The sequence below is a fragment of the Streptomyces sp. NPDC005898 genome (assembly GCF_040629635.1).
GTDB lineage: Bacteria > Actinomycetota > Actinomycetes > Streptomycetales > Streptomycetaceae > Streptomyces.
In genome coordinates this window covers 1-16,969 of record NZ_JBEXWC010000013.1, presented here as the reverse complement: position 1 = coordinate 16,969, position 16,969 = coordinate 1, and the positions used below count along the sequence as shown (strand labels likewise).

Below are 16,969 nucleotides of genomic sequence, written 5' to 3'. Positions count from 1 at the left end.
CGGCAGAGCGATCACCGCGACGAGGGGCGCAGAACCGCTCTCGTCGACGCTCACCCACGTTCCCATCACCCCGGGGAGACCCATGCTGTCGTCCGACTCGGCCGCCGTTGTCCGCGCCACCCTGCCCGCCGTCGACGCGGCCCTGAACGAGATCACGGGCCGCTTCTACTCCGCCATGTTCGGCGCGCGGCCCGAGCTGCTGGACGGGTTGTTCAACCGCGCCAACCAGGCCAGCGGTGAGCAGAGCCAGGCACTGGCCGGATCCATCGCCGCATTCGCCAAGGCGCTGCTGGCCGACCCCGACGCCCACCCGGACGCCCTGCTGTCGCGGATCGCGCACAAGCACGCCGCGCTCGGCGTCACCGAGGACCAGTACACGATCGTTCACAAGTACCTCTTCGGCGCGATCGCCGAGGTCCTGGGCGAGGCGATCACCCCGGAGGTGGCGGCCGGCTGGGACGAGGTGTACTGGCTGATGGCGGGCGCACTGATCGCGCGGGAAGCCCGCCTCTACCACGAGGCGGGGGTCGATCCGCGGGGGCCGTGGCGCCGGTGGACGGTGGTGGAGCGGCGCGAGGAGACCCCGGACGCGGTCTCCTTCCTGCTGCGCCCCGCCGACGGCGGCCCGCTGCCCCGGGCGCGCGCCGGCCAATACGTCAGCGTCAAGGTGCTGATGCCCGACGGCATCCACCAGACCCGCCAGTACAGCCTGTCGGACGCGCCCGGCGACCGGCTGCGCCGGATCACCGTCAAGCGGCTGGCGAGCGTGGCCGACGCCCCCGAGGGCGAGGTCTCCAACGTGCTGCACCGCAGCGTACGGGCCGGCGACGAACTCACCCTGTCGGCACCATTCGGTGACGTGGTTCTCGACGGCGGCGACGCTCCGCTGCTGCTGGTCTCCGCCGGGATCGGCTGCACCCCGATGGTCGGCATGCTCGCCCACCTCGCCGCCACCGGCTCGTCCCGCCCGGTGCGCGTCCTGCACGCCGACCTCAGCCCGGCCGACCACGCCCTGCGCGCCGACACCGAGCGCCTGGTGTCCCAACTCCCCAACGCTAGGGCGCACTTCTGGTACGAGCGGGGCGCGGACGAGGAGGCCGGCGAGCGCCCGGGCCGGATGGCTCTGGACGGCCCGGGCCTGGGACCGGACCTCGACCTGTCCGCCGACACCGACGTGTACCTGTGCGGCTCGCTGCCCTTCATGCGCGCCGTCCGCACCGGTCTGCTCCGGGCCGGCGTCCCCGCCCGCCGCATCCGTTACGAGGTCTTCGGCCCTGACCTGTGGCTGGCCCACGCCGACAGCTGAACCCGCCCATCGCCGCCTCCCGTTGCCGTCCGCAGCCGTCCACGGCTGGCCAAGGGGGCCGGAAGTCCCGGCGGTTGCGGACCTTCAGCGGATCCGGCGCGCGGGGGGATCTGTGAGGCTCTCGTTGCAGGCGCAAGATCATCGGCTGTGGCCCCGCCACCTCGACACATCGCCGCAACGACACATCACCACCACGACATACGCCGGGGCCGGCGGGGCACGGACCGCGCCGCGAGCGCGGACGGGCGCGACGCCGCGCGCCCGATGACGCCCGAGACCGGAGACGGAGCGAAGCACTATGGCAGCCGCGAACAGGGGAGAAGAGGGGACGCACCGCCCCGACGAGGCGCGCGCATCGCAGGACGACACCGAGGAACTGCCCTCGGTGGGCGTGGCACCGCCGCGCCCGGAGATCACCGGTCCGGCGCACACGCCCGTCCCGACCGAGGGCCGGGCGCGCCCGCAGGACGTGGCCGTGGCCGGAATCGCTCTCGTCAAGGAGCTGTTGGAACCCGCCGCGCCCGCCGCGCCCGCCGAACCGGCCGCCGCGGCCGCCGCGGGCGGCGCCCCGGCTCCGGCCCCGACGGCTCCGCCACCGGCCCCCGCCGACGCCGGAACCGCTCCGGCCGCAGGCCACCCGAAGAAGCGCCCGGCGGCCGCGCCCCCTCCCGGCCCCCACCGCGTCGGCGAGAACCCCTCACAGCGCCGCGCCCCCTCCGCCGACCCCGGCCTGGTGGAACGGCGCGGCCGCTCGTTCTCCGGCTGGGCGGCCATCCTCCTCGCCGTCCTGGCCTCGGCCTGCTGCGCGAGCGTGCTCTGGTGGCACGGCCTCCTCCCGGAGCGTGCGGTACGCGCCGCGGGCCTGCCGCTCGTCCCGGACCACGGCCCCGTGCGGCGGTGGGAGTGGACGCTGGTCGGGTGCGGCGGAGTCGTGGTGCTGCTCGCGGTCGGCGGGCTCACCCGGGGGCGGGCCGGGAGCGCCTGGGTGCTCAGCTTGTTCGGACGGTACCGGGGCAGCGTGCGGCGCACCGGGCTCGTCTGGATCAACCCGATGGTGCTGCGCCGCAGGGTGGACGTCCGGCTGCGGCACTGGCGCAGCGAGCCGATGCCCGCCGTGGACGCGGCCGGCGTCCAGCTCCGCGTCGTCGTCCTGGTGGTGTGGCGGATCAAGGACACCGCGCGGGCGCTGCTCGCCGTCAACGACCACGAGGCGTATCTGTGCGAACAGGTGGAGGCGACGATGGCCCGGGTGCTCTCCCAGCTGCCCGCCGACGCCTTCCACGAGGACATCCCGACCCTGCGGGACGCGGAGGCGGTCGGCGACACGCTGACGAAGACCCTGTCCGCCGGCTGCCTGCCGGTGGGCATCGAGGTCTTCTCCGCCCAGCCCACCCGGCTCGAGTACGCGCCGGAGGTGGCGGCCGCGATGCGGCGCAGCCAGATCGCCGCCCTCGACGCCAAGCACCGCGGCACCGTACTGACCTCGGTCATCGATGCCGTGGCCGAGACCATCCACGGGCTGACCTCGCGCGGCCTGGTCGAGCTGGACGACTACGAACGCCGGGCGCTGGTACGGGACTTGACCGTCGCCTTCTACACCTCGCGGGGCAGCGCACCGGCGGAGTCCTGAGCGGACCTCCGACACACGGAATACCGAACACCACGCAACACGGAAGGCAGGTGAGCGCATGCGCACCCCCGAATTCACCGAGGAGACGCCCACGGATTGCGCCTGTGCGTTCTGCGCGGGCGCGGCAGGCACTGAGGCCGGCGGGGGACGGCACGGCGGACGGCGCGCCCGCTGTGCCGTACGTGGCGCGGTCGTGGCCGCGGTGGGCGCGGCCGCCATGATCGGCGCGGGCACGGCCGCCGCCGAGCCGGCGCCGAGCCACGTCGGCTGGGACGGCGGCAAGTACTGGTATCAGGACGCCACCGGCTGGTGGCGCTGGACCAGCCACTACGACAAGTACCTCCGTCACACCGGCGGTTCGGCGTCCGGCGCCGGCGCGTCCGGGGTCACGCACCCCGCGCCCTCGTCCTCCGCCGCCGGGCACAACCCCCGTCCCACCTTCCGGGGCCGGGCCGGCTGGGACGCCACGGACCGGGTGTACTGGTACCAGCAGGGCGGCAGCTGGTGGTGGACCAGCCACCAGTGGAAGTACGAGGCCCGCACCGGCCGCTCCGGCTCGACGGCCCCGACCGGCTCCCCGACTCCGTCGTCCGGGAACCGCGCCGGGCATGCCGACCGTGGCAGCCATGGCAGCCACGGTACGGAGGCCGCGATCCGCTGGGCGATGGGCCAGCTCGGCAAGCCGTACACCTGGGGCGGCAACGGCCCGTACGGGTACGACTGTTCGGGCCTGGTGCAGCAGGCGTACCGCCGTGCGGGCATCTCGCTGCCGCGGGTCGCTGACGCCCAGTACCGCGCCGCCGCGAAGCTCTCCCGTTCGCAGCTACGCCGCGGCGACCTGGTCTTCTGGTCCTCCAACGGCTCGCCCTCCGGTATCCACCACGTGGCGATCTACCTCGGTGGCGGCCAGTATCTGGAGGCCCCGCGCCCCGGCAGGTCCGTGCGGATCTCCTCGTTCTCGTACTACAACCCCATGCTCTACGGCCGGGTCGGCTGAGCGGATTCGATGGGCCGGGGTGCGCCGGGGTGAACGGTGTTGAGCCGGGCGCACCTCAGCGCGCTTGCCCGCCGTCCGCCGCCGTCGTCGTCGGCAGTACGGGTGGTAGCCGCCCCACGGGCGCAGCAGTGCGCGGTGGTAGGGCCCGGACCGGCGAAGCCGGCCAGCCGTTCCGACCCACTTGCAAGGTAGGGCCCGACCGTGACGGATTCCGCCGGACCGAGGCACGCGAGCGGAGCGGGCGTCGTACCGCGACTGCGATGGGATGCCGCGCGGACGGACACCCGGGTGCGACCGGGGGCCCGTATCTCGCTCGCGGGGTGGACCGGCGCGTCCCGGCCCGCCGGTCCGGTGGACGTCTTCCTGGTGGCTCAGGGTGCGACGTACGGCCTGGCGCGGATCCGGGTCGGCGGGGCGGGCGGTGGGCCCGGCCACTTCCGCCGCAGCGGGGTGGCCGTTCCCGGCGATGTGCCGCCCGGCGCGGCCGTCCTGGTGGTGATCGATCCGGGCCACCCGATGGAGATCGACTCCATCCCCGTGGCGGTGATGGGGCTGGTGGGCTGGTGACGGCGGCCGGTCCGCGGCCGCCGTCACGCTCAGCGAGCCGGTGGGCCGACGAGGCTCCGCCCCTGCTTCTGGCCCGAACCTTCGTACGGCCCCCGGCCGCTCCTCATGAGAACAGCCGCCCGCCCGGCGATGGCGGCCGCCTGGGCGCGGCGCTCCACCCCCAGCTTGTCGAACAGCCGTGAGACATAGTGCTTGACCGTCTTCTCGGCCAGGAACAGCCGCTGCCCGATCTGGCGGTTCGTCAGCCCCTGGCCGATCAACTCCAGGATCTGCTGGTCGCGTTCGGTCAGGTCGGGGAAGGCGTCCAGGCCCCGCTTCGGCTTGCGGCCGCAGCGCACCCGTTCCATGAGCGTGGCGACCGCGCCGGGACCGAGCAGCGAGCGCCCCGCGGCCGCCTCCCGCACCGCGCCCACCAGCTCCGGCCCGCGCACCTGCTTCAGGAGAAATCCGCAGGCCCCGGCCGTGAGCGCGTCGAGCTGCACCTCGTCGTCGGCGTACGTGGTCAGCATCAGGCACGCCACCCCGGGCGTGGCCCTGTGCAGCGCGCTGCACACGGCCACGCCGTCACCGTCGGGGAGGTGCACGTCCAGCACGGCGACGTCCGGACGCAGCGCGGGGGCGCGGGCCAGCGCCTCCTGCGCCGTCGCGCCCTCGCCCACCACCGTGAGGTCCGGCTCCGCGTTGAGCAGACCGGCCACCCCGCGGCGCACCATCTCGTGATCGTCGAGGACGAACACCCGGATCGGGCCGTCAGCGCTTGTCATCGGCGGTGGCCTGGGTGGGCGTGGGCGAGGAGGTCTGTGCGGGCGTGGGCGAGGGTGCCTGCGTGGGCTGCGCGCCGCGCGTCGGCTCGGGGGCCGGCGTGGAATCCGAGCCCGGTGCGGCCTGCGGGCTCCGCGCGGAGTCGGGGGTGGGAGTCTGCGCGGGCACGGGGGTGTGCTGAGCCGGAGAGGCGGGGGTGGCCTCGCCGGTCCAGTCGTCCACGAAGCGGACGGCGAAGGTGGCGCCTAGCTTCGCGGGGTCGATGTGCAAGGTGAACGAGCCGCTGCCGGAGTAGCCACCCTGCTCGAACCATGTGCCGTCCGCACCGAGGACCTGCATCCGCCCCTTGCCGTCCTCGTCGCCGAGCGTGGTGCCGGTGACGGTGACGTCCTTCTCCGTGCGTGTCACCCCGGAGATCTCGGGGGCCGGGAAGGCGACGGGCACATCGACCGCGGGGCCGGTGTCGCCGTTCGGGTAGAGCTGGCGGGCCGTCAGGTTCCGCCAATCCCAGGAAGGCTTCCACTTCGGGTGGAGATACCCGTCCTTGACCGTTCCGTCGTCCGAGGGGGCCGTGGTGTCTGGGGCGGTCACCCAGCTGCCGTCCGGCTTCTGGAACTGTATCGCCGTGCCGGACTGCCCCGAACCGGCCAGCGTCCGGTTCTTGTCTCCGTTCTCGGCGGTGAGCTTCAGCTCCAGTGGCGCGCGGTACCGCAGTCCGGCGGACGGCGGTGTGGGGCGCTTCGTCCAGTCGTCGACGAAGCGGACCCTGAAGGTGTCACCGAGGCGGGACGGGTCCACGGAGAGGCTGAAGGAGCCGTCGGAGCTGATGCCACCCGCGTCGAACCAGGTGCCATCGGCCGCCTGGGCCTGAACGGTTCCCTTGCCTTCCTTGTCACCGAGGGTGGTCCCCTTGACGACGACCTGCTTGCCGGACCAGGTCACCGAGGAGACGGACGGTGCCGGGAATTCGACCGGGACGTCGATGGCGGGAGCGCTCTCGCCACTGGGGTATACCTGGCGGGCCTTGAGGTGTGCCCAGTCCCACTTGTTCTTCCAGGAGGGCCCGACCCAGTACCCGTCCTTGATCGTGCCGTCGGCCGAGGGCTGGGTGTCACCGGCGGTGTTCGTCCAGCTGCCGTCGGCGCGCTGGAACTGGAGGGTCGAGCCGGGCTGTGCGGTCCCCGAGAACATCCGCCCGGTCGAGCCGTTCTCCGCGGTGAGCTTCAGCTTCAGCTCCAAGGCGGGCAGGATCTCGACGGGGATGCTGTCGAAGTTGTCAGGGTCGCGGGGGTCGGTCACCACCAGATTCGCCATGCCCGCGGGTACGCCGGCCGGGACGGGGACACCGGTGCCGTCGAAGACCGCAGAACTCGTGCCGTTCCCGTAGCCCCAGGTGGCGAACGTGCCGAGGGAGAACCGCCGGCCCTGGGTCGTCAGCTGGACCGCCACGTTACCCACAGGGTCCACGGAGTTGGTCCAGCCGCGGAGCCGCATGGTGTCGCCGGCCCGGACCCGGCTGGTGGTGTTCTGCACGTCCCACTGGAGCTGGGACGCGTTCCGGTCGGTGATGAAGGTGATGGTGCGCTTGTCCTCCTGGCCGGGTGCGACGTCCTCGCTGACGTAGATGTCGTGCGTGCCGGCGGGAATGGAGTCCTTCAGCGCCTCGAAGCCCCACGTACCGTCCGCGCGCACCCGAGTGTTCCCCTGGAGCGCCATCGGTGTGCGGTCCGGGCCGTAGGACAGGGAGAGGCGGGCGCCGGGTTCACCGATGCCGCCGAAGTCGAGGTAGAACGCCTTGGACAGCGAGACCCCCTCGCGCGGCGTCGTGAACTGGACCGGCTGAATGCCGAAGTGGATGGTGAGGGTGATCGGCGCCGAGGTGCGTTCCCGCTGATCGGTCTTCTGGATGACGCGGAATGTGAAGGAGCCGTCCGTCAACTCGTCGTGGGCGAAGAGGGAGGTGGCCGCCCACTTCCTGTCCGGGCCGACGAGGCCGGTGAAGCTCGTCAGCGTCTTCCAGCTCGCGGTGTGCGCCGGGCGGTACTGCAACGCCAAGGTGGCGCCGGGCTCGCCGGTGCCGGCGAAGTTGATCCGGGGGTTGTGCCGGCCCACCTGCACGGTGGAGCCGTCCGCGGGCCGGGTGATCACGGGAGCGGCCACGCCGGGGCCGGGCTTGTCCGCCGAGGCGAAGGTGCCGGTGACGGCGGTGGCCGTCGCCGTCGCCATCGGCGCGGCGTGGCCGGGTGTGGCCGTGGCACTGGTCAGGAGGAGGGCGAGCGCGGTGGCGGTGCCCAGGTTCGTTGCGGACACGGCCCGGTGCGGCCGGGCGTGCCGCAGGCGGGAAGCCGTCTGCCGGGCGGTTTCCGCCTCTCCGTGATGTTTCATGCTGCTGTCGCTCCTTCGTATGAGGCGGCGGTACGGCGCGGCCCGTGGGGGAGACCCGTGGGGGAGAGGCCCTGGTGAGGTCCGCCGCCTGGGCGCGGCGGCGGGGCGCGGTGCGGCAGGGCCTGGGTACGGGCGGCCACCCGGGCGCTGCCGGAGCACTGCCCTGCGACGAGAGCGGTGCGTTTCGCGCGTACTTCGCCCAGGGGCATGCCCCCGGGTTGCTGTAATCGTTGCACATCTGCGAGCGCGCACCAAAATGAGCGCCGTGCGCAACGATCGAACGGCGGGAAGTGGGGGAGGGAAGAGGGGGTGGGAAGGGCTGTCGGGGCGATCACCGCCCCGCACCGCTCACTGGCCCGGGTCGGGCACCACGGTCGACGGGGCCATGAGATCCATGTCGCCCCACAGCGCTTCGATGTCGCTGGTCGCACGGGCGGCCTGCTCGGGGCGGCCGGCGGCGAGCTCGGCGAGCACGGCCTGGCTGACGGCGACCGCCGGCGTCAGGGTGGGAAAGATCGACGTGCTCTCGCTGGGGATGGCCACCACGACATCGGCGACCTGCGCGAGCCGGCTGGTGCGGCGGTCGGTGACGAGGCAGACCGTGAGGTCGCGGCGCGACGCGGCCTGCGCCATCGTGATCAGCTCGCGCGGGGTGCGCCAGAAGTTGAAGATCACCAAGCAGCCGCCCGGGGGCAGGCCCGCCAGCTGCGTCACCCGCTCCGTCCCGGCCTGGGTCTCCAGGCGCAGGTCGAACCCCATGCCCGTACCGACGTAGGACAGCACGATGGCCGGCGCGGCGAAGCTGCCGGACGCGGCTACCAGAGTGCGCGGCGCCGCCATGATGGCCGCCGCGAGCGCCTTGATCTCGTCCGGATCCAGGCTGTGCGCCATCCGCGACAGATGGTCGGCGTCCTGATGGAGCGCGGCCCGCGCCGGGGTCTCGGTCATCTCGGTGGAGTGCCGGTCGAGCAGCTCCGGCGTCGACAACGCGGAGAGGTACTGGCTGCGCACCTCCAGCTGGAGGTCGGGCCAGCCGCCGAACCCCATCTGGCGGGCCGCGCGGGTGACCGTCGAGGCGTTGACGCCGGCCCGCTGGGCCATGTCACGCGCGGAGGCGTAGGAGGCGAACTGCGGGTTGGTCTGGACGACTTCGAGGACCCGGGCAGCCTGGCTGCCGCGCGGCAACTTCGCCAGCTGCTCCGCGATACGTACCTGGAGCGACCTTCCCACCTCCACTTTGGGGCCGCGCCGCGGCACGGATGTGCGCCCTCAGTCTACGGGCCCGGGCGGCAGGGCGCGGTGGTGTGCGACGCCGAAGCCGGATCCCCGGCTCGCATCCGGCTCGCGACCCGGCGCAACACCCGTTGCACCTCCGCCCGCGCTTCTGAGCGTTCCATACGCCACAATCGTTGCGTATGGATTTGACTGCAATGATCTTCGCGTCTCTAATGGTTCCCGAACGCCGGATCTGCGGACATAAGACGCAAATCCTGACGTGAGGGCCTTGGTGCCGCGCTTCCTGGCGCCGGGCCCCAGCGGGGCGGGCATCGAAGAGGGTGACCTCGGCCGGCCCGCTCCCCCGCCGGAGGCGCATGTCACCTCACCTCCGTGCGCCTCCGGCGAAAAGCCTCCAATCAAAACCCCTGCACGAAAAAGAAGTTGGGATCCTGTGGAAACTGAGAAGAACACCAAGCCGGCCTCGCGCAAGAAGAAGGCCATCGCCGGTGTCGCCGTACTGGCCGGCGCGGGCCTCCTCGCCGCGGGTGGTTACGCCCTGAGCACCTCCACCGGCCTGGCGACCTCCGGCCTCTTCGGCACCACTACGCAGAACGGTCCCGACCCCGACACCAACGCCGACGTCTCGCTGCTGGTCAACGGCCACCAGCGCGCCGACCTGGCCGACGAGCTGACCAACGCCAAGATGGCCAACGACGGCGAAGGCGCGCAGACCACCGTCAAGCTGACCGCCGGCGGCAAGACCGACATCGACACGGTCGGTCTGAAGGTCAACTACGCCAAGACCGACGCGAACGAGGGCCTGGCCAAGCAGCTGGTCGTCGACGTCGACGCGGACGGCCGGCGTGTGGCGTCCGGCCTCTCGGCCGCGGACATCGCCAAGAAGACCGCGCTCCCGGTCTCCCTCTCCGCCCTGCCCGGCGGAAAGCTGACGCACGACGGCGGCAACGAGCTCCCGGTGACGCTGCACGTCCACCTCAAGGACGGCACCGAGAAGAACTGGGACCAGGTGAAGGACCAGACCATCAAGTCGATCTCCTTCGGCTTCACCGGCAGCGGTACCCCGTCCGCCGACGGGAAGTGATGACCGGCCTCACGGCACGGAACTCCGGGGGCGGGCATCGAGCGGCCTCAGGCCCGCCCCCGGTTCCCCGCGCCGCGGTGGCTCGTACCACCGCGGCGCGGATGGCCCGCCGAGCGTTCAGGACCATGATGACCCTGCTGGTCACGGCCCTGGCGCTCGGCGCGCTGGCCGCCGGCATCGCCTGGCTGGCATACGGCGTCCGGTTCGTACCCGTGCTCACCCCGTCGATGCGGCCCGGTATGCCGCCCGGCTCGCTGGCGGTGACCAGGCCCCTCGCTCCCGAGGACATCCGGACCGGCCAGGTCCTGGTGTTCCGGCCCCCGCAGCCGTGGACGCCCAAGGACGGCCGGCCCGTTCTGCACCGGGTCACCGCGATCGATCAGTACGCGGCGGGGCGGGTGCTCACGACCAAGGGCGATGCCAACCCGGGCCCCGACCCCTGGAAGGTCGACCTCTCGGGCCCCGGCGAGTACGCCCGGGTCGTCGCGGTCGTCCCCCACGTCGGGACGGTGGCCAAGGCCGCGCACCAGGCCGGGCCGGTCGCGCTCGGCGGTGCGCTGCTGGGCTTGTACTTCCTGGGCTGGGGCGCGCGGCGGCTCGTGCCCCGGAGCAGTGGACGACACAATCGAGGAGCGTGAAGCGTGCGTCTCGCACGGCATGAGAAGCGGCCGGTGCGCCCGGCCGCGCGGAGGGGCGCGGCGGCGGCCCTGGGGGCGCTGGCGGTACTGGGCGCTGCGGTGCCGGCCGCGGCCGCCGGCCACGACGGGTCCGCCGGCAACCCGCAACTGGTCTACGTCCGCTCGGGGCCCGGCGTCTCCTGGACGGCCGACACCCTTGGCCTGCACCCCGGCGACCAGGTGGACCGCTACCTCGACGTGGTCTCCGCCCACAGCGCCCCGCTGGCGCAGTCGCTGCGGCTGTGGGGCACCGGCCGGCTCACCGACGGCGGGGGCCTGGTCGCCGGTGTACGCGAATGCTCGGTCGCCTGGAGCAACGGAAAGTGCGGCGGTCGCGAAGTCCAACTCTCCTCCCTCGGCACGTCGTTGGCCAAGCCGACCGGACTGGGCGGCACTCGTACGGTCCCCGCCCGCGACACCCGCCACCTGAAGCTGACCCTGGCCGTCCCCGCCGACCTGCCGCCCGCCCTCGCCGGTGCCACCGCCCGCGTCACCCTCCAGGCGACGGGAACGGCCCAGGGCGGCGAGTCCGGTACGGGCAGCGCCACCGGGGCGGACGCCACCGCCGGCTCGGGCGGCGGCACGGACTCCACCGGCGGCTCGTCACTCGGCGGGGCACTCGCCCACACCGGCGCCGGCGGCCTGTGGGGCCTGCTCCTGCTCGGCGTCGGCGCGCTGTGCGCCGGCACCGCCATCCTGGTCAACCGCCGCCGGACCGCACCGGAAGGTACCGACGCCGCGCCCGCCGCCTCGGCCGAGTCCTGACGCCCGCCCGCGTACCCCCTCGCTCCGTACCGGCGCGCCCGTGTTCTCGCGCGCCCGCGCGCCCGCGTGTCCGCCTGCCCACGTGCCCACGGGACGCGCGGCGGTGCCCCCCGCCCCCACCCGAAAGCAGTGTTCATGACCCTCCCCCTCTTCGAGGAAGTCCTCGTCCCGTCCGACTGCGGCTGCCCCGGCTGCGACGCGCGCCGGTGCGCGGCGCGTTCGGCCCGGGTGGGGCGCGCCACGACCGGCACGCTGATCGTCGCGATGGCGACCACCACCGTCGCCGGCGCCGTCCAGATGTGCGCCGCCGAGCCCGCGGCCGCGGCGCCGGGCGCCGCCGGCCACACCGCGGTACAGGCAACCGCCCGGCAGGGGGCGGTGACGAGCCGGACGGAGATCCTCCGCCGCGCCCAGCACTGGGTGGACCGCGGGGTGCGGTACAGCATGGGCAGCTACTACGAGGGCTACCGGCAGGACTGCTCGGGGCTCGTGTCGATGGCGTGGGGCCTGTCCGGCAGCCAGTGGACCGGGAGCCTGGCCTCCTACGGGGTCCGGGTGAGCAAGAGCGCCCTCCAGCCCGGCGACATGCTGCTGTACCACAATGCGGCCAACCCCGTTCACGGTTCACACGTCGTCCTCTTCGGCGGCTGGACGGACGCCACCCGCACCCATTACGTCGCCTACGAACTGACCCCGCCCCACGCGCTGCGGCGGGTGACCCCCTTCCCGTACTGGAACCACACCTCGGGGTACGTGGCCTACCGCTCGCGGGCGGTCGCGACCGGCGGCGGTGGCCAGGGCGGTGGAGGCCAAGGCGGCGGAGGCGCCCCGGCGCGGCCCGCCCAGGGCGCCTTCCCCGGCGCAGGCGTCTTCGGCCCCGGCCAACACAACGCCTACATAACCCAGTTGGGCGAAATGCTCGTACAGCGCGGCGGCGCGCGCTTCTACTCCGTCGGCCCCGGGCCGTCCTGGGGGCAGGCCGACCAGCGGGCCACCGCGGCGTTCCAGCGCGCCCAGGGCTGGCACGGCGCGGAGGCGGACGGCATACCGGGGCCGGGCACCTGGCGGCTCCTGGCCAACGGAACCGGCCACGACATCCCGGCGGCATCGGGCGGCGGCGGGACGGCGGACGGTGTCCCCGCTTTCCCCGGGCGCGGAGTCTTCCGTCCGGGACAGTCCAATTCGTTCGTGACCCAACTCGGGCGGCAACTGGTGAAGAAGGGGTTCGGACAGCACTACGCGGTGGGCCCCGGCCCCAGCTGGTCGGAGAGCGACCGCCGCAACGTCGAGGCGTTCCAGCGCGCCCAGGGCTGGCGCGGCGCCGACGCGGACGGCTGCCCGGGCCCGGAAACCTGGCGCCGCCTCTTCCACTGACGGGCCCGCCCCCGCTCACCCCGCACCGGGAAGCCCGCGTCGGACACACGGAGCGGTAGGACACCCTGGGCGGGCGTGCCCGGTTCCTCGTTCCGGACCGAAAAGCCCTCGCCGGGACGGCCGGAAGGCCCTCACCTTTGCGGTGCGTCCGGGCACCAACGGCCATTCCACCGGGCCGGTTCGTGCGTACATCCTTGAAAGAGTCTCAGAATTCCATGACTCATTGGGGAACTGTTGTGTTCGTTGTCGATTCCACCCGCGCGGATGTGTCCGAGGCCAGGAGGGCGGCGCGCGCGTACGTGAAGAGGCACTGTCCCTGGGTACGGGAGGACGACGTGCTGCTGGTGATCAGTGAGCTCGTGGGGAACGCGGTACGGCACACCGGGGGGTTCTGGCGCCTCAGCCTCCAGGCCCGTCCGTACGCGCTCGTCGCCCGGGTGGACGACCACAGCACGCGTATGCCCGCATCCCGCGTCCCGGACGTGACCGGCTCGGGCGGTTACGGATGGCACATCGCGCGCAGCCTGTGCGGGCAGCTCACGGTGCTGCCGCGCAGCGACGGCAAGACCGTGGAGGCGCGTTGGAACCGCGCGGACGCCCCGGCGGACCCCGTCCCCTTCGAGGGCGCCGTTCCCGCCCCGGACGCCACCCGCTTCGCTCACACCGCGGGGCGCGTCGCCGCCTGAGGCGTCCGCAGGCGTCCACCACTACCCGGTTGCGCGACCGAGATGGGGGCGTCGCCCCAGCTTCAGCGCGGACCGGTGTACCGGTCGCGGCGTCCGCTGAGCCGGAGGCCGCCGCGACCGAAGTGGGGCCGGAAATCGGGTTCGGCTCCTTGGGGCACTCGCCGGATCGGGTGCGAGTCGTCCGCCCCGAGCCCATGAGCTGAGCCACGCGCCCGGCCGCCGACTGGTGGTGTGGGATCAGCAGGGGCAGACGCGTGCCGCGTCCATGACCCGCTCGACGAGGTCGGCCTGGAGGACGGCGTCCGCGTGGTGCCGCGCGAGTTGGCCGGTGTCTCGCCTCGCGGAGAGGGCGAACTGGCGGACCAGGTTGGCGAATTGCGCGTCTGCCGGCAGGGTGAGCACTTCGTTGGTGTCCTGACGGGTGATCTCCAGCCGCGGCAGGTGGGTCTCCGGCGGAGTGAAAGCCCGGTCGAGACGGAGACGGCCGGTGGTGCCGTAGAGGGTGTACTCCGCGCGGTAGGCGTGCTCCATGCCGAAGGCCAGATCTGCCACCACACCCTGCGGTGTGGTCAGCAGCACATGGCCGGAGAGCACCACGTCGCGGCGCCGCTCGTGGCGCAACACCGCGCCGACGACCTGGAGTTCGGGGCCGAGGATGTGCAGTGCGGCCCGCAGCGGATAGATGCCGATGTCGAGCAGAGCGCCACCGCCGACGTCAGGCTGGTAGCGGATGTCGCCCTCCGCCTTGGGAGGGATGGTGAAGGCCGCGGAGAGGGAGCGTAGTTCGCCGATCGCGCCCTCATCCAGCTGCTTCATGACGGCGGCGTGCTGCGCGTGGTGCAGCGACGTGAAGTTCTCCATCAGGACCAGGCCGCGGGACCGGGCGAGGTCGATCAGCTCCTCGGTGCGCGAGCGGGTGGCGGCCAGGGGCTTCTCCACCAGGACGTGTTTGCCCCGGAGCAACGCGGCCTCCACCCATTCCGTGTGCAGCATCACCGGCACCGGGATGTACACCGCGTCGATGTCGTCGCGGCTCAGCAGCGCGTCATAGCCGGTGACCGCCTCGCACCCGAACCCTTCGGCGAACCGGGCGGCCTTGGCCGCGTCCCGGCTGGCTATCGCGGTCACGTCGATGTCCGGGTCGGCGATCAGCGCCGGGATGGTGCGGCGCAGGCCGATGTCGGCCGCGCCGAGCACTCCGAATCGTAGGCGGGACGAGGACATGCGGTTTCCCTTCGGGCCGTGCTCAGCGCAGCGCCTGAATACAGGCGACGAGGCTACGGGCTTCTACGTTGAGGTAGTTGCTGTGGGGCAGCAGGGCGAGGAGCTGGTGCAGGGTGAGCCAGCGGAAGTCCTGGTCCACCTCGACCGGGAAGTCTTCGTCGGCCTCCACCACGACGTAGCGGTTCTCGGCGTGGTGGAAGCGGCCTCCCTCCTCGGACTGCGCGGTGTCGTACCGAATGCGCTCCGGTTCGGCCGACAGTACGTAGTCCAGGTACGTCGGCCGGTGCTCGTGGGGGACCGACTGGTAGTTGGACGGCCGGCACTGCACGGTCGGCGCCATCTCGGGTCCGTTGAGGGAACCGGCCTCGGTGCGGGCCTGGATCAGGACGTGCAGCACGCCGTTGATCCGTTTGGTGACGAAGGCGGCGAGGCCGGGACCGGTGGGGGCCAGCAGCGGCTGGGTCCACGACGAGACCTCGCGGCTGCTGGCCTGGACACTCACCCCGATGACACGGAAGAAGTCGCCGTGCTCGTGGGCTATGGAGTCCTCGTCGCGCCGCCAGCCGCTGCGTTCGGTCTCTTTCAAGGGGACGCGCTGCTGTACCAGTTCCCTCTGGGACCGGACATCCGTCAGCCAGCTGAGGATCTCGCGCATGTCGTGCAGCGCGGCGGAGTCATCGGCCAGGGACTGTGTGACGGCGGCGGCGAACGGATCCACCGGCGCCGACACTCCGTCCGCGTGGGGCGACACGTCCGACGGGAAGCAGGACAGCACCGTACGCGTGTCCATGTTCACCATGTGCGGAGTGAGCAGGAGCTCCCGCAGTTGGGCGAGGCTGAGCCAGCAGAAGTCGTCGTCCAACGGCACGTCGTCCAGGGCCTCGACCACCATGTTGCGGTTCCGCTTGTGCAGGAACCAGGAACCCTGCTCGGATTGCAGCACATCGACGAGAATTCGGCCGCGCCGGCGCGAGGTGAAGTACTCCAGATACTTGACGCCGCTGCCCCGGTGAACTCGGGTGTAGTTACTGCGGGTCGCCTGAACTGTCGGGGAGAGCTGGAGGCCGCTTATGTTGCCGGGCTCGTGCTTGGCCTGGATCAGGACGTGCAGCACGCCGTTGAACTTCTTGACCAGCAGCCCGAGAATTCCCACTTCCGGCTGGACGATGATGGGCTGGGTCCAGCTGCCGAACCACGCGTGATCCGTCCGTACCTGGAGGCCCTCGACCGAGAAGAAGCGCCCGCTGGTATGCCGTAGATTCCCCGTGCTGTCGTCGAATCCCCATCCGGCCAGCCTGTCGAAGGGAATGCGGTCCACCGTCAGCCGATTCGACCGCTGGCGATCGGCGAACCACGACCGGAATTCTTCGGGCGACGTGACCTCGTCCCCGGTCGCCGAAAACGAACCCATTGATTCGCCCACTTCTGCCATCTTCTCCCGGATCAGGCGACCGGTACCGGGAGATGCGGTACGGAGGTCGACTCGGAACACCATCGGAGGCGCGATGGAGCCCGGAAAGGCGTGCGGGCTCCGCAAACGGCTGTCGGCCGCAAAGCGGTAGACGGCCCCCCGTGGCCCGGTCACACCGGTTCGATTTTGTGACGTGCGGTACATCATGGACTGATGTCCCGACTACTGCGTTGCGTCAGGATGATCTACGAAATTGGTCATGTCAAGCCTTGATCAAGTCCGAGCGCCACACTACCGTCATAGCGCGCGGCCTCTTTTATCCTGCGGGTCGTTCGGGGTGTGAGCGGGGCGAATTCCCTTGAACGGTAGGTTCCGGCGCGGGACGTTTCCACCGACGCCGCCGCCCGGTTTGTCCACGGGTGTCACCGGCACTTACGGGGTCGTGCGCGCGCCGTCGTCTACGTGCCTTAGGGCTCGCGCGCCTGCGGTCCCGGGGCCCCGTCCCGCTGCGCGACGGAGCACCGTCGGAGACCCTCCCGCGCCGTCCTGAGTGGGCCCCATCCATGGCCTGACCTGTGCATAAACCGCTCCTATGGTGGCCTGTGACTGACCTCACAGGGGTGTGGGGTGCCGAGCGTGATCACTTTCGATCAGGATGGCCGGGGGTGCGCTCGACGATCTTGTGGGCGTGGTCCGAGCTTCCTTTGACCCAGTTTTCATTCGTCATTCCATCCATCCTTGACTGCCGGTGATGGATTTAGTGTGACGCTTTTTTCGACCGAGCGGGGGCCGTCGATCGTGTTGTCGGATGCTGGTTTGGTGCGGGATGACGCTGTAGCTGTTGTTGGTGTGTCGTGTCGTTTTC

13 protein-coding genes and 1 pseudogene are annotated in these 16,969 nt (G+C 72.0%); 9 read left to right on the top strand and 5 right to left on the bottom strand.

The window, feature by feature from the left end; all coding sequences use genetic code 11:
- Nucleotides 1-82 precede the first annotated feature (82 nt).
- The 4 genes and pseudogenes from ABZ385_RS18910 (at nt 83) to ABZ385_RS18895 (ending at nt 4,500) form a co-directional block, all read left to right on the top strand.
- A complete protein-coding gene (locus tag ABZ385_RS18910) occupies nt 83-1,306 on the top strand; it encodes a globin domain-containing protein (RefSeq protein WP_358912281.1) in 1,224 nt (407 codons plus the stop codon).
- A 694-nt stretch (nt 1,307-2,000) separates the two neighbouring features.
- Nucleotides 2,001-2,936 (top strand): annotated as a pseudogene (locus ABZ385_RS18905) (SPFH domain-containing protein); the annotation flags it as partial.
- A gap of 58 nt (nt 2,937-2,994) precedes the next feature.
- A complete protein-coding gene (locus ABZ385_RS18900; protein WP_358588330.1) occupies nt 2,995-3,933 on the top strand; it encodes a C40 family peptidase in 939 nt (312 codons plus the stop codon).
- A 201-nt stretch (nt 3,934-4,134) separates the two neighbouring features.
- On the top strand, nt 4,135-4,500 hold the full coding sequence (locus ABZ385_RS18895; RefSeq protein WP_358912279.1) for a hypothetical protein: 366 nt from the start codon (nt 4,135-4,137) through the stop codon (nt 4,498-4,500).
- A gap of 29 nt (nt 4,501-4,529) precedes the next feature.
- On the opposite strand, the gene ABZ385_RS18890 is transcribed toward ABZ385_RS18895, so the two are convergent.
- From ABZ385_RS18890 to ABZ385_RS18880, 3 genes are all read right to left on the bottom strand, one after another.
- Nucleotides 4,530-5,264 (bottom strand): response regulator transcription factor, encoded by a 735-nt coding sequence (locus tag ABZ385_RS18890; protein ID WP_358912277.1) that lies wholly within the window; start codon nt 5,262-5,264, stop codon nt 4,530-4,532.
- Complete coding sequence (locus tag ABZ385_RS18885; protein ID WP_358912275.1) at nt 5,251-7,647, bottom strand: hypothetical protein; 2,397 nt, start codon at nt 7,645-7,647, stop codon at nt 5,251-5,253. The genes ABZ385_RS18890 and ABZ385_RS18885 overlap by 14 nt, the downstream gene beginning before the upstream one ends.
- A 348-nt stretch (nt 7,648-7,995) precedes the next feature.
- Nucleotides 7,996-8,877: a MurR/RpiR family transcriptional regulator gene (locus ABZ385_RS18880; protein ID WP_358912273.1), complete on the bottom strand. Its 882-nt coding sequence runs from the start codon at nt 8,875-8,877 to the stop codon at nt 7,996-7,998.
- 439 nt (nt 8,878-9,316) lie between these two features.
- On the opposite strand from ABZ385_RS18880, the gene ABZ385_RS18875 reads away from it, so the two are divergent.
- The 5 genes from ABZ385_RS18875 to ABZ385_RS18855 all read left to right on the top strand — a co-directional run bounded on the left by ABZ385_RS18875 (nt 9,317) and on the right by ABZ385_RS18855 (nt 13,469).
- Nucleotides 9,317-9,967: a hypothetical protein gene (locus tag ABZ385_RS18875; protein ID WP_358912271.1), complete on the top strand. Its 651-nt coding sequence runs from the start codon at nt 9,317-9,319 to the stop codon at nt 9,965-9,967.
- A 125-nt stretch (nt 9,968-10,092) separates the two neighbouring features.
- Nucleotides 10,093-10,605, top strand: coding sequence for a signal peptidase I (locus tag ABZ385_RS18870; RefSeq protein WP_358912270.1), 513 nt, complete (start codon nt 10,093-10,095; stop codon nt 10,603-10,605).
- A 3-nt stretch (nt 10,606-10,608) separates the two neighbouring features.
- A complete protein-coding gene (locus ABZ385_RS18865) occupies nt 10,609-11,409 on the top strand; it encodes a hypothetical protein (RefSeq protein ID WP_358912268.1) in 801 nt (266 codons plus the stop codon).
- A 135-nt stretch (nt 11,410-11,544) separates the two neighbouring features.
- Entirely contained in the window at nt 11,545-12,783 is a 1,239-nt protein-coding gene (locus tag ABZ385_RS18860) for a peptidoglycan-binding protein (RefSeq protein WP_358912266.1), read from the top strand.
- A 236-nt stretch (nt 12,784-13,019) separates the two neighbouring features.
- Nucleotides 13,020-13,469 carry an ATP-binding protein gene (locus tag ABZ385_RS18855; RefSeq protein WP_358696562.1) on the top strand — a complete coding sequence of 150 codons (450 nt, stop codon included), beginning with the start codon at nt 13,020-13,022 and terminating at the stop codon, nt 13,467-13,469.
- A 237-nt stretch (nt 13,470-13,706) separates the two neighbouring features.
- Here ABZ385_RS18855 and ABZ385_RS18850 read toward each other — a convergent pair whose 3' ends face one another.
- Together ABZ385_RS18850 and ABZ385_RS18845 are read right to left on the bottom strand one after the other, a co-directional pair.
- Nucleotides 13,707-14,693: a Gfo/Idh/MocA family oxidoreductase gene (locus ABZ385_RS18850; protein WP_358912264.1), complete on the bottom strand. Its 987-nt coding sequence runs from the start codon at nt 14,691-14,693 to the stop codon at nt 13,707-13,709.
- A 22-nt stretch (nt 14,694-14,715) separates the two neighbouring features.
- Nucleotides 14,716-16,104 carry an NDP-hexose 2,3-dehydratase family protein gene (locus tag ABZ385_RS18845; protein ID WP_358912262.1) on the bottom strand — a complete coding sequence of 463 codons (1,389 nt, stop codon included), beginning with the start codon at nt 16,102-16,104 and terminating at the stop codon, nt 14,716-14,718.
- Between the last annotated feature and the right edge of the window lie 865 nt (nt 16,105-16,969).

Coding starts and splice junctions, on each gene's coding strand:
- ABZ385_RS18910 (WP_358912281.1), top strand. CDS start 83: ATGCTGTCGTCCGACTCGGCCGCCGTTGTCCGCGCCACCCTGCCCGCC.
- ABZ385_RS18900 (WP_358588330.1), top strand. CDS start 2,995: ATGCGCACCCCCGAATTCACCGAGGAGACGCCCACGGATTGCGCCTGT.
- ABZ385_RS18890 (WP_358912277.1), bottom strand. CDS start 5,264: ATGACAAGCGCTGACGGCCCGATCCGGGTGTTCGTCCTCGACGATCAC.
- ABZ385_RS18885 (WP_358912275.1), bottom strand. CDS start 7,647: ATGAAACATCACGGAGAGGCGGAAACCGCCCGGCAGACGGCTTCCCGC.
- ABZ385_RS18870 (WP_358912270.1), top strand. CDS start 10,093: ATGATGACCCTGCTGGTCACGGCCCTGGCGCTCGGCGCGCTGGCCGCC.
- ABZ385_RS18860 (WP_358912266.1), top strand. CDS start 11,545: ATGACCCTCCCCCTCTTCGAGGAAGTCCTCGTCCCGTCCGACTGCGGC.
- ABZ385_RS18850 (WP_358912264.1), bottom strand. CDS start 14,693: ATGTCCTCGTCCCGCCTACGATTCGGAGTGCTCGGCGCGGCCGACATC.
- ABZ385_RS18845 (WP_358912262.1), bottom strand. CDS start 16,104: ATGGGTTCGTTTTCGGCGACCGGGGACGAGGTCACGTCGCCCGAAGAA.